Raw genomic sequence first — 16,886 nt, forward strand, 5'->3', positions numbered from 1 at the left:
CGTGTCAAAAGGTTAGCACAACCTTAGATTGAAGTCTCTAAGTGCGGTGATCTTCGAAGGGGTGCGCTGGCGTGCGGAGAATTGAGCCGATGCCGTCGTTCCGATCAGCTCGCTGGGCGCAGTACGCGCATGATATGATCCGCGGCTTTTTCCGTGCCAAGATCCGATTTCATTCGGGACGAGATAGCGGCAAGGCGGGCGTGCATTTCCTGATCCGAAAAGAGCTTAGTCATGGCGGTCGACAATTCCGCATCGTCCCATTTCGAGCGGTTCATATGGATGCCCGCCGCGGTTTCGGCGGCCCGAGCCGCGTTATCGTGACCATCCCAGCAATAGGGCATGACCAGCGAAGGAACGCCAAAGTACAGCGCCTCGCAGAAGCTGTTGTTGCCGCCGTGATGGATAAAGAGATCGGCCTGCTCGACAATCGAAGGCTGCGGGAACCAGCTGCCGAGGTACACGTTGTCGGGCACTTTGGTGTAATATTCAAGAAATCCGCCGACATTCACGAAGAACCGGGCCGGGATCGCAGAAAAGACCGAAATCATGCGGCTTATCAGATCGGTGTCAATTGCGCCGAGGCTTCCGAAGCTGACATAGACAAGCGGGCCGTCGTTGACTGGCAGGGGCGGCGTGTCAAAGCGCGCTTCTTCTCTGACGCAGCCTTCGAGGAAAACGAAGAGGTCATCGGGCAGCGGATTTGCGCGGTCGTACCTCACTGCCGATGGCGAAAGAAGCAGGTTCAGATAGGGCGAGGTTTCAAGAAACAGCCCGTCCTCGACAGCTGGCAGGCCACGTTTCTTTCGGAAACTATTATATCGCCGATGCGCCGCCGCCGTGGCTCTCAGATATTCTTCGTGAAATGGCGCGCAGGCCGGATCGCTGGCGGTCAGGCCGGACAGGTAGGGCGGCACATTGACGTCTGGCAATTCTGTTTCAGCGCAGGATACAACCCTGATCCAAGGCACGCCCGCGTTCGCGATGGCTGGGAACATGATGACATTGTCAAGCACGATGCCATCGGGCTGGATGCGCTTCAGCAGTCTTTGCAGCCCGTCTTCGGCCTGAATCGCGGTGTCGACAATCGCTTCCCAAGTTGGAGCGACGTAGGTCGTCAACTGCGCCTTAGGGTCGAGATCGAAGTGCTCCAGGTGGGTCGTCACGAAGGATTGCCAGGTTTCTTCGGTCTGCTGGCTCGTCGCCGCGCCCTGCGTCAGGTGGTATTCCTTGAACCCGTATTCGGCAAAAACACCGGTGAAACCCGGGTGACAGATGAACACCGGCACGGCACCTGATCGCTGCAACTGTTGCGCGATGCCGACGCAATTCAACGCAGAGCCAAAGCTTGCTTCGGGGAAAAAGGCGATTACCGGCGCTTCCGTCATCTCAGCGCTCCGCGTCCCAAAGGCATGATACCCCTATTGGCCGCTTTGGGCCGACGGATCTGGGATCGGCGCAGGTGTAACACCATCTGATCGGCAGCAAGATCCAGTTGCATCCGCTCAAGACTGTCCAGAATGTCGAGGTGTTCTTCTAGTGACTGACGCAGGCGGTATTCCGGCAGGGCCATGTCTTTTTGCGTCGTCTGGCGAAGTCTTTGATGCGCCAGAAGCGCGCCGCGAACGAACCTGTTCCCAGAACTTTCCGCGATAAACGCGTGAAAGTCGCAATCGAGCTTCAGAAAGCCTGCCGAACTCATCCGACCGTTGGGCCGATCAAGGAAATCCTGCATCTTTTGGCGCACAAGTCCGACCTTCTGGCTGTCCATCGAAAATCCCGGAGCCAGGATGGCCTGCGGTTCCAGCATCAGCCGGAAGTCGAGACTTTCGCCGATTGCATTGGGGGTATCAAGCATCGGCTGGAAAGCCCATGTCCGACCAGGCAATTGTGCAACTACCCCCTCCGAAGTCAGTATTTTTAGCGCATTTAGTACCGCTGAGCGCGGAGCCGAATAGCGCCGCACGAAAGCGCTGACAGATTGAACATCTCCGATGCGGCGTTCTGCCCGATCAGACAGTATTCTTGCCGCCAGAGAATCTTCGACCTCTCCAATCCGCGACGGTTGTTCCGCAAGCCCCTGTTCTGGGCCTACAACAAGAAAGAAACCTTCTTCCTCGCGTCTTGTGACAATTTCTTTTTCTTCTAGTATCTTGAGGGCTGACCGGATGGGCGTTCGAGAAACGCCGCAGGCCTCGGAGAACACCTTTTCCGGCAGGTGATCGCCCGCACTCATACCCTTTTCAAGAGCGACCTCAATAATCTGACGGGCAAGCAGCAGGTGGTTGCGTCTCGTGTTGCTGCGGGTCCGGGGCATGGCTTGGTCTCTTGTCCGGGGATTTCATAAGCAATTTCGGTTCATCCGGCATCCATTTGTAAAAGGACAGCAAATACAAATTGACGTTTTTTTGGACGTATTAATACTGACCCTACCGCGATCAGTAAGAATCGCAAGACGAAATCGGCCGGACCATCAGGAACCGGCGCTGACAATAAAACGACATGGAGGTCTGTTTATGACACAACGTATTATCGGTGCCAGCCTGTGCCTGAGCGCCGCGCTGGCCACGCTCGGCTCTACCGCATTTGCCGAGCCGCTGACGGTTTCGAACTGGGATGGCTACATGGCAGCGGACGCCATCGACAATTTTAACGAGGCAACCGGAAACGAAGCTGAACTGGTTCTGCACGCCACCAACGAAGAGATCATGGGCAAGCTGATCGCCTCGGGCGGTGAGGGATATGATGTGGTCTTCGTATCCTCGCCTTTCGCCGAAGTGCTTAACAAGCTGGGCCTTGCCGAAGAGCTTGACCATTCCAAGCTGCCCAACCTTTCGAACCTTTACACCGAGGCAACCGAACTGCCGCATGATCCGGGCAACACGTTCTCGGTGCCTTACGCATGGGGCACTACGGGGCTTTGCTATCGTTCCGATCTCGTTTCTGAGCCGACGTCCTGGAATGATCTACTGAAACCGTCTGACGACGTTTCCGGCAAGACGACCATGCTGGCAACCGACCGCTGGTTGCTTGCTGCGGGTCAGCTTGCGCTTGGTTATTCGGTGAACGAAACCGATGCCGACAAGATGGCCGAGGTGCGCGATCTTCTCATCGACGCTAAGGGCACGCTGCTCGCCTATGATGACACAACCTTCTACGCGAAGCTGGTTTCCGGCGAGGCCGAATTGGTGCAGGCATGGGACGGCTGGTGCAACTATGGCATCGCCGAAAATGCCGAGATCAAGTACACGGTGCCCAAAGAGGGTTCGGACCTTTGGGTCGATACGATGGTCATCATGAAAGCGTCCGAGAACAAGGATGCGGCCTATGCCTTTGTCGATTACATCCTCGACGCGGACAACCATCGCTGGGCCGCCGAGAATATTCTCTACAAAGTGCCCAATCAGGCGGCGATGGAAGGTCTCGACGCCAGCCTGATCGAAACATTCCCCAACATGGGCATGAAACCTGCCGACATGATGGAATACGAACAGCTGCGCGACGTGGGCGAAGCCCAGCGTGACTACTCGCGCGTCGTGTCCGAAATCAAGGCTGCCAACTAAGCCTTTCACTCCCCCGGCCGTATCGTGCCGGGGGAGCCATCCCCTCCAATTCGAACTGACCGCAGAACCGGGCGCACCCGGGAATGACAGGACCCATGACCACAGACCGAAGACCCATATTGCTGATGTCCCCGGCCCTGCTGTGGCTGTTCGGCCTGATGGTGGTGCCCTGCCTGCTAATCCTCGTGCTCGCCTTCTTCCGGCGCGGGATGTACGGCGGTATCGAATATACCTTTACGCTCGAAAACATTGCGCTGGTTTTCGACCCGCTCTATGCCCAGATCTTCCTGAAATCCGCGTGGATCGCCGGACTGGCCGCCGGGATCGCCTCTATCCTCGGATACGCGGCTGCCTATGCCATCGCGGCTATGCCGCGCCATCGTCAGTCGGCCCTGCTGTTCTTCGCCGTACTGCCATTCTGGTCCAACTATCTTGTGCGGACCTACGCGTGGATCGTACTGCTGAACCGCGAAGGATTGATCGTCAACCTTGCCCGATGGGTCGGGTTCGAAGGTGAATTGCCTAGCATGCTCTATACCGAACAGGCCGTGGTGATCGGTTTGATCTATAACTACCTGCCGTTCGTGATCCTTAGCTGCTACGCACCTCTGTCCCGGCTGAACCCGGAAATTTCCGAGGCTTCGCGCGATCTTGGCGCTTCGGGCTGGACCACGTTCCGACGCGTCGTGCTGCCGATGACCGTGCCGGGCATCGCAACGGGTTTCGTCTTTGTCTTCGTTCTGTCGATCGGGAATTTCGTCACCCCGGCGCTACTGGGCGGAGGCCAGTTCCAGATGATCGGTAATCTCGTCTACGCGCAGTTCCTGACCGCGAACGACTGGCCCTTTGGCGCCGCGCTTTCGATGGTTCTGATAATGGTCATGCTAGGGCTTTTGATGGCACAGGCGACGGTTGCTGACCGTGCCTCGGGCGGAAAGGCAGGCGACAATGGCTGACCGGAACACCTTTCGCCTGATGCTGCTGATCCTCGGACTGGTTTTTGCCTTTCTCTACCTGCCGATCTCGGTGCTGGTCGGACTTTCCTTCAACGAAGGTGGTCTGCCAACCGCATGGACCGGCTTTTCGGTGAAATGGTATGGCGAGTTGCTGGCCAACAAGGACATCCTTCGGGCCGCCGGTAACACCTTGATCGTGGCAATTTTTTCGACCCTCCTGTCAACGATCCTTGGCAGCTTGCTGGCCGTCGGCGTCGAGATACGCCGCCGCAACGGCAAATGGCTGGAAACTATGATTTTCGCGCCGATGATCATCCCCGACATTGTGCTTGCCATCGCGTTGCTCAGTTTTTTCTCACTGCTTGGCGTAAAGATGGGGCTGCATACAATCATCGTGAGCCACGTGGTGTTCAACCTTGCGTTTGTCAGCGCGGTGGTCCGCGCCCGGTTGAAAAGCTTCGACTGGTCCATTGTCGAGGCGTCCAATGATCTTGGCGCGACGACCGCGACGACGATGCGTCGGGTTGTTCTGCCGGTGTTGATGCCTGCGATCCTTGCGGGTGCGCTTCTCGCCTTCACCCTGTCGGTCGATGAATTCATCATCGCCTTTTTCACAGCCGGGGCAGGGCGGTCTTCGATCACGCTCCCGATGCAGATCTTTTCGATGATCCGATTTGGCGTGACCCCTGAAATCAATGCGCTGGCAACAGTGGTGATGGCGGTTTCCGTTGTCGCGCTGGCCCTGTCGCAACGGCTCAACCGCGGAGGTCTGCCGGGACAATGACCACTCCCCTTCTTTCACTTCGGGATATCAAGAAAAACTTCGGCTCGGCGCAGGCGGTGGCCGGGGTCACGATGGACATCCATCGCAACGAGTTCTTTGCGCTTCTTGGCGCATCTGGCAGCGGCAAGACGACCCTTTTGCGCATGCTGGCCGGTTTCGAGGCACCAAGCGGCGGTGATATTCTGCTTGAAGGCTCGTCGATCGCCGCGATGCCACCGAACAAGCGACCGGTGAATCTGATGTTCCAGTCCTATGCGCTTTTCCCACATATGACCGTAGCGCAGAACATCGCCTATGGGCTGGAAATGGATCGGCTTGCCAAGGCCGAGATTAAATCCCGCGTATCGGAAATTCTTGAGGTTATCCAGCTGGGCCATCTGGGCGGGCGCAAACCTGATCAGCTTTCCGGCGGGCAACGTCAGCGGGTGGCCCTTGCGCGCGCGCTGGTGAAACGGCCCAAGGTCCTGCTGCTCGACGAACCGCTCGGTGCGCTGGACAAGAAGCTGCGCAGCGAGATGCAGCTTGAACTGAAGCGGCTTCAGCACGAGTTCGGCATTACCTTTATTGTCGTGACGCATGACCAGGAAGAAGCGCTGGTCATGGCCGACCGCGTCGCCATCATGAAGGATGGGGCGCTGCTTCAGGTCGGGACGCCGCGTGAGATTTACGAATACCCCGAAACCCGCTTTGCGGCAGATTTTATCGGGGTCATGAACTTCCTGCCGGTGTCGGTGGCATCCGGTGGGTATCAGGGCAAGGAGGGGCCGCTGATCCGCGCCGCCGACGCACCCGAACTGGCCGCGGGAAGCGCGGCTGTCGCCGCCATTCGTTCGGAACGTCTGGGGGTCGAAACCCAAGGCGAAAACAGCCTTGCGGGCGAGATTACGGATATCGCCTATCACGGGCTGGATCTGCTTTTGCATGTCAAAACGCCCCTTGCCGAAACGCCAGTCATTTCACGTCTGACGGCGGACGTTGCCGAACGGCTTGCGCCCGAAGTCGGGCAGACGATCACGCTGGGTTGGTCTGCCCGCGACACGCGCATTTTCCCTGCATAAAACACAGCGCCGCAAACGGCGCCTTTCCAACAGGAGAACACATGGAACAGAAGACTTTCGCCCTTTTCCCCGAAGCCGCCTTTGGACCGGCGCTCAACTCTGTTGGTATCGCTCAGGCCCTGACCGCGATGGGTCACAAGGTGGTATTCCTGTCGGACCCGGGTTTCGTCGAAGTCTACGAAGGCTACGGTTTTGAAGCGTATCCTGTTGCGCTCTCCGAGCCGATGCCGCCCGAGCAGATGGCCAAGTTCTGGGAAGACTTTATCAACGGGCACATCCCCAACTTCCGCAAGGAGCCGATCGACCAGATCGACAACTACGTCAAGGAATGCTGGGAAGCGATCGTCGACAGCGCCAAGTGGGCGCAAAAAGACCTGCCGGGCGTCCTCGACAAGATCAAGCCGGACCTGATTGCGGTAGATAACGTCATCCTCTTTCCGGCAATCAAGCAATACGGTGTTCCATGGGTGCGGATTATTTCCTGCTCCGAGAATGAAATCGAAGACCCCGCCATTCCGCCGCACCTGTCGGGCATGGCCGAGAACGACACCGAAGGCCACGCGGCGTTCCGTGCCCGTTTCGAAGAAGTCATCAAGCCAATCCACGACGATTTTAACGCCTTCCTCGCCGAATGCGGCGAAGATGCCTACAAGATCGGTGAGTTCTTCGAGGCTTCGCCCTACCTGAACCTGATGCTCTATCCGGAGCCGCTGACCTACAAGCGGGACAACCCGCTCGACCCGGCGCGTTTCCAGTACCTCGAAGGCTGCGTGCGCGAAGATGCGCCTTATGAGGTGCCAGAGTTCAAAGCCAACAATGACGGCCCGCTGCTCTACGTGTCCTTCGGCTCCCTCGGTTCGGGCGATACCGACCTGCTCAAGCGGTTGATCACCCTGATCGGCAAGACCCGTTACCGGGCACTTGTGAACGTTGGCGATTACAAGGAAGAATATTCGGATATTCCGCCCAACGTCATCATAGACAGCTGGTATCCGCAGCCCTCAGTCATCCCGCAGGTCGATGCCGTCATCCATCATGGTGGCAACAACTCGTTCACGGAATGCCTCTACTTCGGCAAGCCCGCGATCATCATGCCTTATGTCTGGGACGGCCATGACAACGCGATGCGCGTGCAGGAAACTGGCTATGGTTTCAAATCGCACCGCTATGACTGGGAAGACGAGGAACTGATCGCCAAGATCGAAACCTGCCTGACCGATGCGGACATGCAGGCGCGGCTCGAAAAGATCTCGACCCATATGCAAGGGTGCGAAGGCCCGGTTAAGGCCGCACGCCTGCTGACCGGCCTGCTGGACGGTGACAAATGACAGACTTGAACGCCTCGGCCCCTCATATTCATCAGGCCTGCACCTATGACGACCTCGTGGATTGGGGCCCCCAGCCCGACGCGCTTGACGGCGCGTCACACTCCACTGGCCGACTTTTGCACAAGGGACCGAACAACAGCCCGGAATCCGGGATCTGGGTCTGCACGCCCGGTCGCTGGCGCATCTCTGTCCCGCGTGACGAATTCTGCCATTTCGTTTCGGGGCGGGCCCAATACCGCTCTGACGATGGCGAGGTGATCGATGTGACGCCGGGCACCTGCGTCCTCTTTACGGCCGGTTGGGAAGGCGAAGCCGAGATCTTCGAGACCATCCGCAATATTTACATGCTCAGCTAAGGAAGCGATGTGATGAAAACGCCTGTGATGAACAAACCTCTCGAGGTGACGGATACGGTCGACTGGGGCGTGATCCCGACGATGATCGAAGGTGAATCCCGCACCAGCGGCAAGGTTCTGCACAAAGGGCCGGACGGCCAGTCGGAGTGCGGCCTGTGGATCTGCACGCCGGGAAAATGGGAATGCCACGTCACCAAGGACGAATTCTGCCATTTCCTCGAAGGACGTTGTACTTATGTGCATGAAAGTGGCGACGTTATCGAGATCACGCCGGATACTGCGGCCTTTTTCCCGCAGGACTGGAAGGGCGTCTGCACGGTCCATGAGACCGTCAAAAAGGTCTACATGATCCGATGAACCTCGCTCTGGCCCCTTTACAGCTGGAACCGCCTGTGGCGACTTTTCTGGCGCGGCACGGACATGCCCGGGCAAGCATTGCTGCGCTGCCGGGTGATGCCTCGGCGCGCCGCTATCTGCGGCTTGAAGGGGCCGAGCTACTGCTTATGGAAGATCGCACCGATCCAGTCGGCTTCGCGGCCTTCCTGCGCATCGCGCGGCATCTGAATACGCTGGGTCTAAGCGCTCCGCGCGTGATCGGGGCGGACCCGGCAGTCGGTCTTGCCCTGATCGAGGATTTCGGCCTGACGACCTACAGCGCCCAACTGGCGCGCGGCGTTGACGAGGAAAAGCTCTATCGTCTTGCCACGGATGCGCTTCTGCATCTGCACGGGCACCCTTTAGCCGCCGATGTTACCGCACCTGAATACGATCTGGCGACCCTGCTGGACGAGCTTTCTATCTTTTCCCAATGGTTTCTTGGGGCGCTAAGGCCGGATGAGGACGTGGCTGGTTTCGATCAAGAATTTCGGACGCTCTGGGCCAAAGCGCTCGAGCCGCTGAAAAACGCTCCGCAAACCCTCGTTTTGCGTGATTTTCACGTGGATAACCTGATGGAACTTGAAGGGCGCGGAGGTATTCAACGCTGCGGTCTGCTCGACTTTCAGGATGCGGTGCTTGGCCCAGCGGAATACGATCTGGTTTCCCTCTTGCAGGACGCACGCCGCGATCTTTCAGATGGGCTCGAAGCGAAAATGCTGGCGCATTACATCGAATGTGCTCCGGAACACGCGGGTGGCGCTGACGCGATAGCCCATCGCTATCATTTGCTGGGCGCGCAGCGTCACACGCGGATCGCCGGAGTGTTCATGCGACTCGCAAAGCGTGACGGAAAGCCCGGTTATCTCACTTTCATGCCGCGCGTCCTGCGCCAGATGCAGGCGGCTTTCGCTGCGGCACAGCTGCACGAAATAAAAGAACTTATCGACAAGACAATCCCCGAATGGCGCGATGCCGGTGCGGCGATTGCCAAGCATACCTAAGGATACCAGATGTCTGATCTGAACATCGCCCGTTACTTTCTTTTGCCCGGATTCCATGAGAGCCGGGGCAGTACGCATGAAGTGATCGACCCCGCGACGTTGGAACCCGTTGGCACCCGCGTAGAGGTGACGGGTGACGAAATGCAAACGGTTCTCGAGGCTGTCACCAAAGCGCAGGTTGGATGGAAAATGGTCGATGCGAAATCGCGGGCCAAGCATCTTCACGATCTGGCCAACCGGATCGAGAATGCCGACCTTACCGAATGTTCGATCATCATGAGCCGTGAAATGGGCAAGCCCTATCCCGAAGCCATCGGGGAACTGGCCAATTGCGCGCCCATCTTCCGCTATTACGCCGAAATGGCGCGGGACGAGGCAGGCAAGGTCGCTGGAACCACGCAGCTGGGCTCGTTCCAGTTTGCCAAGTACGAACCGCTTGGCGTTTCGGTCCATATCATGCCGTTCAATTTCCCTGTCCTGCTGATGTGCTGGACCGTTGCCGCATCGCTTGCAGCCGGCAACGGCTGCGTTATCAAACCGGCCGAAGCGACAACCCTGTCGACGCTGGAATTCATGAAAGTCTTCGAGGGGCTGCCCGAAGGTCTCGTCGCCTGTCTTCCGGGCGGTGCCGAGGTTGGCAAAGCACTGGTGGAGAGTCCGATGACCCATGCGGTGGCCTTTACCGGTTCGGTCAGGGCCGGGCAGGCCGTGGCCGCCGCTGCCGCCGCCAAGATGAAACCGGCGGTCATCGAGGCGGGCGGATCCGACCCGATGATTATCACCGCGCACGCACCCATCGAAGTTGCCGCTGCCGGCGCCGTCACTGGTGCGTTCCACATGTCCGGGCAAGTCTGCACCTCGACCGAACGCATGTATGTGGTCGACAGCGTCCATGACGACTTTGTCAAAGCCTTTGCTGTCGAAACGGCCCGGCTGAGGATAGGTAACGGGTTGGACAAATCCGAAATCGGTCCGCTGGTCAGCAAGGCAGCCCGTGACAAGGTCGAACGCCTCGTCGCCGATGCTGTCGCCAAAGGCGCGAGTGTGGTTTGCGGCGGTCGCATTCCCCCGGTCCAGACGAAAGGCTGGTACTACGAACCCACCATCCTGACCGAGTGCACCGAGGACATGGATATCCTGCACGAGGAATGTTTTGGACCGGTTGCTGCCATCGTCCGCGTGCCCGATTTCGACGCGGCCATCAATGGCGCGAACAACTCAGAATTTGGACTCGGCGCTTCGGTCTTCACGACCTCGCTGGAGGAAGCACACGAAGCGCATGAAAGGCTCGATTCGGGCATGGTCTGGATTAACAACCCGATGATCGACAATGACGCATTGCCCTTTGGCGGCTGGAAGAGCTCCGGTATAGGGCGTGAGCTTGGGCGGCAGGGGCTCGACGCTTTCCGCCGGTCCAAGATGGTCATCATGGATCATAAGCCGGTGCGTCAGGACTGGTGGTATCCGTATCCGGACGACTGGTTCCTGGAAGCTGGCGGGCGGAAGCCGTCGTAAGAGAGGTCAGACCATGAAGATCACAGAGCTTTATATCGACGGTTCCTTTGCCGCGCCTGTCGCCGGCGGCAGTTTTGAGGCCGTGAACCCCGCAACCGAAAAGGTCTTTGCGCATATCGCGTCAGGGCAGGCGGAGGACGTCGACAAGGCCGTGCGTGCCGCGCGGCGCGCTTTCGACGAAGGACCATGGCCGCGTATGTCTGCAGCCGAGCGTGCCTCGGCGCTGCGGCGGATCTCGAAGGGCATATCGGATCGCCTTGCCGAGATTTCCGCTTTGGAGACAGCCGACAACGGCAAGCCGCTCCCCGAGGCGGAATGGGACATCGGCGATGCGGCTTTCGTATTCGAATATTACGCCGATCTCGCTGAGACCGACGCGGCCAACGGCCCGACTCTAGTCGACGTAGGCGATGCGCGGTTCAAAAGCACCGTCAGCACCGAACCGCTCGGGGTCGTGGGCGCAATCACTCCGTGGAATTTCCCGCTGCTTATGGCGGTCTGGAAAGTCGCGCCCGCGCTCGCGGCGGGCTGCTGCATTGTTCTGAAACCGTCCGAACATTGCTCCGTGACCTGCGCGATCCTTGCAGAAATTATCGATGCCGCAGAACTTCCGGCAGGTGTTTTCAACCTGATCACAGGGACGGGCCCAGAAGCCGGACAGGCGTTGACGGATCATCCACTTGTGGACAAGCTGGCCTTTACTGGTTCGGTTGCCACCGGTCGCAAGGTGATGACAGCAGCGGCAGAGGGCATCCGTACCGTATCGCTGGAACTTGGCGGTAAATCGCCCTTTATCGTTTTTGACGACTGTGACATCGACAAGGCGGTCGAATGGATCGTTTTCGGGATATTCTGGAACAAGGGCGAGGTCTGCTCGGCCACGTCCCGCATTCTCGTCCAAAAGAATCTCTACCCGCAGTTGTTAACGCGCCTGACCGAAGTCACGGAAGCAATCAAGATCGGCGCAGGCGACGAGGAGGGCGTCAAGCTGGGACCGATCGTGAACAAGCTGCAATACGACAAGGTCATGGCAGCAATCGAGTCCGGCAAGTCCAGCGGTGCAAAGCTGGTAACCGGAGGCGGTCGTCCCGAAGGGATGAACACGGGCTACTTTATCGCGCCAACGATCTTTGCCGATGTGCCGACCGATGCTGAGATCTGGCGCGAAGAAATCTTTGGCCCGGTTGTCTGCATCAACGCCTTTGATACCGAAGACGAAGCGCTGAAACTAGCCAATGAAAGTGCCTATGGCCTTGCCGGAGCTGTGATGTCGGATGATCTCGATCGCTGCGAACGCGTCGCGGCCAAGCTGCGGGCGGGGATCATCTGGATCAACTGCTCACAGCCGACGTTCACGCAGGTGCCATGGGGCGGGTACAAATCCTCTGGCATCGGGCGCGAATTGGGCACAGCCGGTTTCGCTGCCTTCCGCGAAACCAAACAGATTACCCGCTTTGACCATACCGAAAGCTGGGGCTGGTACATAGAGCCGGAATCTGCCGAATGACGCAGGAACAACCGATTGCCGCCGTCGTTCTGGCGGCGGGCAAGGGCACGCGGATGAAATCCGATCTTCACAAGGTTCTGCATCCGCTGGCCGGGCGCCCTATGCTGGCACATCTGCTTGAAAGCCTCGACGCGCTGGGCGCTACACGATCAGTTCTGGTCGTCGGGGCTGGGCGCGAACAGATCCGCGCCGCCTTTCCCGATCTCGAAACCGTGGTGCAGGAGCCGCAACTGGGAACCGGGCACGCAGTGCGCATGTCTGAACCGGCACTTGATGGCTTCGCTGGTGTCGTTCTTGTCCTGTACGGTGACGTCCCGCTGGTCAGCGCGACAACAATGCGTCGGCTGGCCGAGGGCGTCCAAGGCAGCGACGCGCTTGCCGTGCTTGGTTTCCGACCGGAAGATACTCGCAGTTACGGTCGCTTGGTCACAGATGCGAACGGACGGCTTGAGCGGATCGTTGAACACGCGGACGCAAGCCCCGAAGAGAAGGCCATCGATCTTTGCAATTCCGGCATCTTGGCCGCACGGGCGGAGTTGTTGTTTCCCTTGCTGACGCAAGTTGGTAACGACAATGCCAAAGGCGAATATTACCTCACCGACATCGTTGCCCTGGCGCGAGCGGCATCGCACGGCATCGCCGTCGTTGAAACTCAGCCCGACGAGGTCGCGGGCGTGAACTCGCCCGAAGAACTGGCCGAGCTTGAAAATCGTTTTGAGGCCGCCCGGTGACAACGTCATGGAAGTAAAAGAGAAACTTGCAGGAGCGGCCACGACACCCTTCTGGCTGTCCACGGTCGAGCAAGGCCCGGCCTGCCCGGCGCTGACCGGCAGCGTTGACTGCGATCTGGCCGTCATCGGCGGCGGCTTTACCGGGTTGTGGAGCGCGCTCAAGGCCCGGGAACGCGATCCGGGTGCGCGTATAGTCCTTGTTGAAGCCGCGCGCTGCGGTGGTGAGGCGTCGGGACGCAACGGTGGCTTTTGCGCTCCGTCAATATCGCATGGTGTGTCCAACGCGCTCAATCGCTGGCCCGACGAAGCCGACCGGCTGATCCGGCTCGGACAGGAAAATCTCGACGAACTGGCCCGTGATCTGGATGACTATCACATCGATGGCGGGTTCGAACGCAGCGGTAAGCTGAACATCGCGGCTACGCCCTGGCAGGCGGACGGGCTGAAATCCGTGGCCCGGAACTATGACCGGTTCGGGATTGAGTGCAGTCTGCTCGAAGGCGACGCCCTGCGTGAGAAATTTGACAGCCCTGTCTATAGCACGGGCCTTTTCGAGCCGAACTACGCGCTGGTGAACCCGGCCAGGTTGGTCGCGGGGCTGCGCGATTGCTGTATCAACCGGGGCGTAATGCTTCACGAAGATACGCCGGTGACAGCCCTGAAACAGGAGAGCGGCGGGATCAGCCTGCAAACCGCAGGTGGGCAGATCCGTGCCTCGAAGGTCATTCTCGCCACGAACGCAGCCGTGCCGCTTATCCGGCGTCTGCGACCGACGATCATCCCGATTTTTGATTACTCGCTGGTGACCGAACCGCTGAGCAACGCTCAGCTGGCTGGGATCGGCTGGACCGGCCGCTATGGCGTTGCCGACAGCGGCAACCAATTTCACTACCTGCGCAAGACGGCGGATAACCGGATGCTCTGGGCAGGGTTCGATGCCATTTATCACTATGGCAGCAGCCGTGAAAGAAACCTGTTGAACCGGGAAAAGACGTTTGACCTTTTGGCGCATCAGTTTGCCGAGGCTTTCCCCTCCCTGTCTGACGTGAAATTCGACTATGCATGGGGCGGCATCATCGACACTTCGGCCCGGTCGACCTTTTTCACCGGTACGGCCTGTAGCGGTCGCGTGGCCTATGCGCTTGGCTTCACCGGGCAGGGCGTATCCGCGAGCCGTTTCGCAGGTCTGACCATGCTGGATATGCTCGACGGTCAGGAAACCGAACGTACCAGCCTCTCGTTGCATCGCCGGATGCCCGTACCTTTCCCGCCCGAGCCGTTCCGTAGTCTTGCGGTCAGCATGATGCAAAAGCGGCTGGCCAAGGAAGACGCGACCGGCAAGCGCGCCCTACTGCTGCGCGGATTTGATGCCTTTGGCATCGGCTTTGATTCATAAGGAAACCTCAACACCATGCCCGCCCACGTAATCGCATTTGACACGACCACCGACCCGCGCGAAACCGTTACCGACGACCCGGCAGCCGTCGATACACCCTATACCAGCAAGAGCTGGCGCTGTTTCGAGGCGACGGAAAAGGGAGCGATCAGCGGCATCTGGCAGGCCGGCCCACATCTGGAACGCTGCACCTGCGACTATGACGAGATGTGTCACATCCTCGAAGGGAAGGTTCGTCTGACGGATGCCGACGGTCAATCTGAGGAATTCGGACCGGGAGACAGCTTTGTCGTGGCTGCCGGGTTCTCGGGGACATGGGAAAACCTGACCCATGTCCGCAAGGTGTTCTTCATCCTGAGCTGACGGGACCACCAGTTCTGTCTTTACCATGCGAGAACGCGTCTTTTCGGGGCAAACAGTACGTACTCCGCCCATCCTCTGCCAAGTGCAAAGGCCCCTAGCCGGTATCCTAAGCGCAACTGTCACGGACCCAGTCCCAATAAGTTTGCGCGGCGCGTTTCGTCAGCGGGCCGGGTTTACCATCCCCGATCACATGCCCGTCGATTTTGGTCACAGGGGTAATCCCGCCAAGCGTGCCGGTCACAAAAGCCTCATCTGCGGAATAGGTTTGCGCCAGCGGAAAATCCTTCATATGGGCCGCCCCGATCTTTTCGCCCCAGAGGTCGAAAACATGCTGACGCGTGATACCGTTGAAGGAATAGAGTCCCGGCGAGGTCCAGAGTTCGCCCTTGCGGATGATGAAGAAGTTGGTGGAGTTGCAGCTTGCCACCATGCCGCGTTGGTCGAGCATCAGTGCTTCGTCCGCGCCCGCAGCAATGGCCTGTATCAGCGCCTGAATTAGGTTCAGACGGCTGTGCGAGTTAAGACGCAGATCGAACACGTCGGGTGTCGAGCACCGATAGGTCGAGGTGAACAGCGACAACCCGGTTTCTGCAAAGCTTGCGCGTGGCTTCTTGAGCTCGGCCACGATCACCACCGTTGCGGATGAGGCCATGAAACGCGGGTCCTGATTGGGCGTGGTCTTGCGGCCGCGCGTGATCATCAGGCGGATATGTGTGTTGTCGGTGAACCCGTTCTTGGCGCAGGTATCCATAATTGCCTGTATGACCTCTTCGCGGGTCATGCCGATTTCCATAGATATTGCCTTGGCGCCTTCGAAGAGCCGGTCCATATGCAGGTCGATGGACAGCAGCTTGCCGTTGACCAGCCGGACACCTTCCCAGATGCCGTCACCAAGCACAAAGCCGGCATCGAAGACGGAGACGCTGGCCTTGTCACGGTGCACGAAATCGCCGTTCACATAGACAAGCACATCGTCATTGCGGGGATCGCCGTCATAGGCCTGTGCGCTGGAAGCGGAAGTCATTATTGTCCCTTTCTAAGAGGTATTTAAAAAAGAGAATTCGGAGAAACGCGCTATAAAGGCGCAAGTTTTCTCTTTTTTGCGGATCGCGGAATATCTGCTCGGCAACGCCGGTCGCAAGTGCGTAGCCGTCATAGAGACAGATGACATAGGGGGCAAAGCGGTGAGTAAAGCCGAATTCAGGAGTCACGAGAAACATGGTGCACTCTCATTGATCGGCTGCAAGAGTTTTCCGACTTGCTTCCAGCGGTCCAACTGACTGATAGCAGGTTAATTACCATCAGCTAGGTGTAAAGCTTCGTCGATATGATGCGAAATCATCTTTCGGAGTAAGAGCTTGAATTTGTCAGGATTCCCGGCTGGTAGGTGGCGATTGCCAAGAGCGAGATGGCTAAAAGAAAGACCTTCGGACAATAAGGGCAGCGGCAGCCACGCCCGAACATGAATTCGAGCACTGCCCGCCAGTGAAGCAGGCGGCCAAGTCCCCTTTTCGGCGGCCATGCTGGTCGCGATAAGGTGCGCATATCTATTGCAACGATCGTTTGCTCGACGTCGCTTCGCGGCGTTGCGCGATTTGCTCAAGGCGAACAGGTTCTGGAACGCTCGTGTCACGGGCACCAGCAGATCATCGAGATGATTGCGCAAGATCACTAGACGACGCCTGATATACTCTTCGGGATAATATTCAGAACGGCAAGAACCGGTTCATGCACAGCCTGACGAGGGCGGACGCCCAGAGATGATTACGGATCCGCGTTGCACGGCTGGCGCTATTGGCCGCGTTTGCAGCCCGTTGGAATCGCAAGCGCCGCTCGGTCCGCAATTGTCATAGCAATATCGCTGGCAACACCTTCTTGCAGCCGATGACATTGGTAGGCATCAAACGGCAAACTCTGTGTTCCATGGCAGCGTAAATCCAAAGCGCAAACGAA

The 16,886-nt window shown here is 58.5% G+C and carries 18 protein-coding genes; 13 read left to right on the forward strand and 5 right to left on the reverse strand.

The features are described 5' to 3' along the window. Window positions 1–104: 104 nt before the first annotated feature. Both MF268_RS10460 and MF268_RS10465 read right to left on the reverse strand, forming a co-directional pair. Complete coding sequence (locus MF268_RS10460) at window positions 105–1,385, reverse strand: glycosyltransferase (protein ID WP_238370814.1); 1,281 nt, start codon at window positions 1,383–1,385, stop codon at window positions 105–107. Continuing rightward, window positions 1,382–2,314 carry an FCD domain-containing protein gene (locus tag MF268_RS10465; protein ID WP_238370815.1) on the reverse strand — a complete coding sequence of 311 codons (933 nt, stop codon included), beginning with the start codon at window positions 2,312–2,314 and terminating at the stop codon, window positions 1,382–1,384. The genes MF268_RS10460 and MF268_RS10465 overlap by 4 nt, the downstream gene beginning before the upstream one ends. A 199-nt stretch (window positions 2,315–2,513) precedes the next feature. Between MF268_RS10465 and MF268_RS10470 the strand changes: the two genes are divergently transcribed. From MF268_RS10470 to MF268_RS10530, 13 genes are all read left to right on the forward strand, one after another. Then, window positions 2,514–3,560: a polyamine ABC transporter substrate-binding protein gene (locus MF268_RS10470; protein WP_238370816.1), complete on the forward strand. Its 1,047-nt coding sequence runs from the start codon at window positions 2,514–2,516 to the stop codon at window positions 3,558–3,560. A gap of 95 nt (window positions 3,561–3,655) precedes the next feature. Continuing rightward, window positions 3,656–4,516, forward strand: coding sequence for an ABC transporter permease (locus MF268_RS10475; protein WP_238370817.1), 861 nt, complete (start codon window positions 3,656–3,658; stop codon window positions 4,514–4,516). Next, a complete protein-coding gene (locus MF268_RS10480) occupies window positions 4,509–5,300 on the forward strand; it encodes an ABC transporter permease (protein WP_238370818.1) in 792 nt (263 codons plus the stop codon). Before MF268_RS10475 ends, MF268_RS10480 begins: the two co-directional genes overlap by 8 nt. Next, window positions 5,297–6,358, forward strand: a complete 1,062-nt coding sequence (locus MF268_RS10485; protein WP_238370819.1) for an ABC transporter ATP-binding protein — start codon at window positions 5,297–5,299, stop codon at window positions 6,356–6,358. The genes MF268_RS10480 and MF268_RS10485 overlap by 4 nt, the downstream gene beginning before the upstream one ends. A gap of 41 nt (window positions 6,359–6,399) precedes the next feature. Then, a complete protein-coding gene (locus MF268_RS10490) occupies window positions 6,400–7,686 on the forward strand; it encodes a glycosyltransferase (RefSeq protein WP_238370820.1) in 1,287 nt (428 codons plus the stop codon). After that, complete coding sequence (locus tag MF268_RS10495) at window positions 7,683–8,042, forward strand: cupin domain-containing protein (RefSeq protein WP_238370821.1); 360 nt, start codon at window positions 7,683–7,685, stop codon at window positions 8,040–8,042. Before MF268_RS10490 ends, MF268_RS10495 begins: the two co-directional genes overlap by 4 nt. Before the next feature lie 12 nt (window positions 8,043–8,054). After that, window positions 8,055–8,399 (forward strand): cupin domain-containing protein, encoded by a 345-nt coding sequence (locus MF268_RS10500; protein WP_088632030.1) that lies wholly within the window; start codon window positions 8,055–8,057, stop codon window positions 8,397–8,399. Window positions 8,400–8,434: 35 nt separating this feature from the next. After that, a complete protein-coding gene (locus MF268_RS10505) occupies window positions 8,435–9,421 on the forward strand; it encodes an aminoglycoside phosphotransferase family protein (RefSeq protein WP_238370822.1) in 987 nt (328 codons plus the stop codon). Between the two features lie 9 nt (window positions 9,422–9,430). After that, a complete protein-coding gene (locus MF268_RS10510; protein WP_238370823.1) occupies window positions 9,431–10,936 on the forward strand; it encodes an aldehyde dehydrogenase family protein in 1,506 nt (501 codons plus the stop codon). Between the two features lie 13 nt (window positions 10,937–10,949). Further along, window positions 10,950–12,443 (forward strand): aldehyde dehydrogenase family protein, encoded by a 1,494-nt coding sequence (locus tag MF268_RS10515; RefSeq protein WP_238370824.1) that lies wholly within the window; start codon window positions 10,950–10,952, stop codon window positions 12,441–12,443. Then, on the forward strand, window positions 12,440–13,174 hold the full coding sequence (locus MF268_RS10520; protein WP_238370825.1) for an NTP transferase domain-containing protein: 735 nt from the start codon (window positions 12,440–12,442) through the stop codon (window positions 13,172–13,174). The genes MF268_RS10515 and MF268_RS10520 overlap by 4 nt, the downstream gene beginning before the upstream one ends. Before the next feature lie 7 nt (window positions 13,175–13,181). Continuing rightward, window positions 13,182–14,570, forward strand: a complete 1,389-nt coding sequence (locus MF268_RS10525; RefSeq protein ID WP_238370826.1) for an NAD(P)/FAD-dependent oxidoreductase — start codon at window positions 13,182–13,184, stop codon at window positions 14,568–14,570. A gap of 15 nt (window positions 14,571–14,585) precedes the next feature. Continuing rightward, a complete protein-coding gene (locus MF268_RS10530; protein WP_238370827.1) occupies window positions 14,586–14,933 on the forward strand; it encodes a cupin domain-containing protein in 348 nt (115 codons plus the stop codon). Between the two features lie 106 nt (window positions 14,934–15,039). On the opposite strand, the gene MF268_RS10535 is transcribed toward MF268_RS10530, so the two are convergent. The 3 genes from MF268_RS10535 to MF268_RS10545 all read right to left on the reverse strand — a co-directional run bounded on the left by MF268_RS10535 (window position 15,040) and on the right by MF268_RS10545 (window position 16,605). Continuing rightward, a complete protein-coding gene (locus tag MF268_RS10535) occupies window positions 15,040–15,957 on the reverse strand; it encodes an aminotransferase class IV (protein WP_238370828.1) in 918 nt (305 codons plus the stop codon). Beyond that, window positions 15,926–16,153, reverse strand: a complete 228-nt coding sequence (locus tag MF268_RS10540; RefSeq protein ID WP_238370829.1) for a hypothetical protein — start codon at window positions 16,151–16,153, stop codon at window positions 15,926–15,928. Before MF268_RS10540 ends, MF268_RS10535 begins: the two co-directional genes overlap by 32 nt. Before the next feature lie 71 nt (window positions 16,154–16,224). Beyond that, window positions 16,225–16,605 (reverse strand): hypothetical protein, encoded by a 381-nt coding sequence (locus MF268_RS10545; RefSeq protein WP_238370830.1) that lies wholly within the window; start codon window positions 16,603–16,605, stop codon window positions 16,225–16,227. Window positions 16,606–16,886 lie beyond the last annotated feature (281 nt).

This window comes from Heliomarina baculiformis (genome assembly GCF_019966545.1).
GTDB classification, from domain to species: Bacteria; Pseudomonadota; Alphaproteobacteria; order Rhodobacterales; family Rhodobacteraceae; genus Heliomarina; species Heliomarina baculiformis.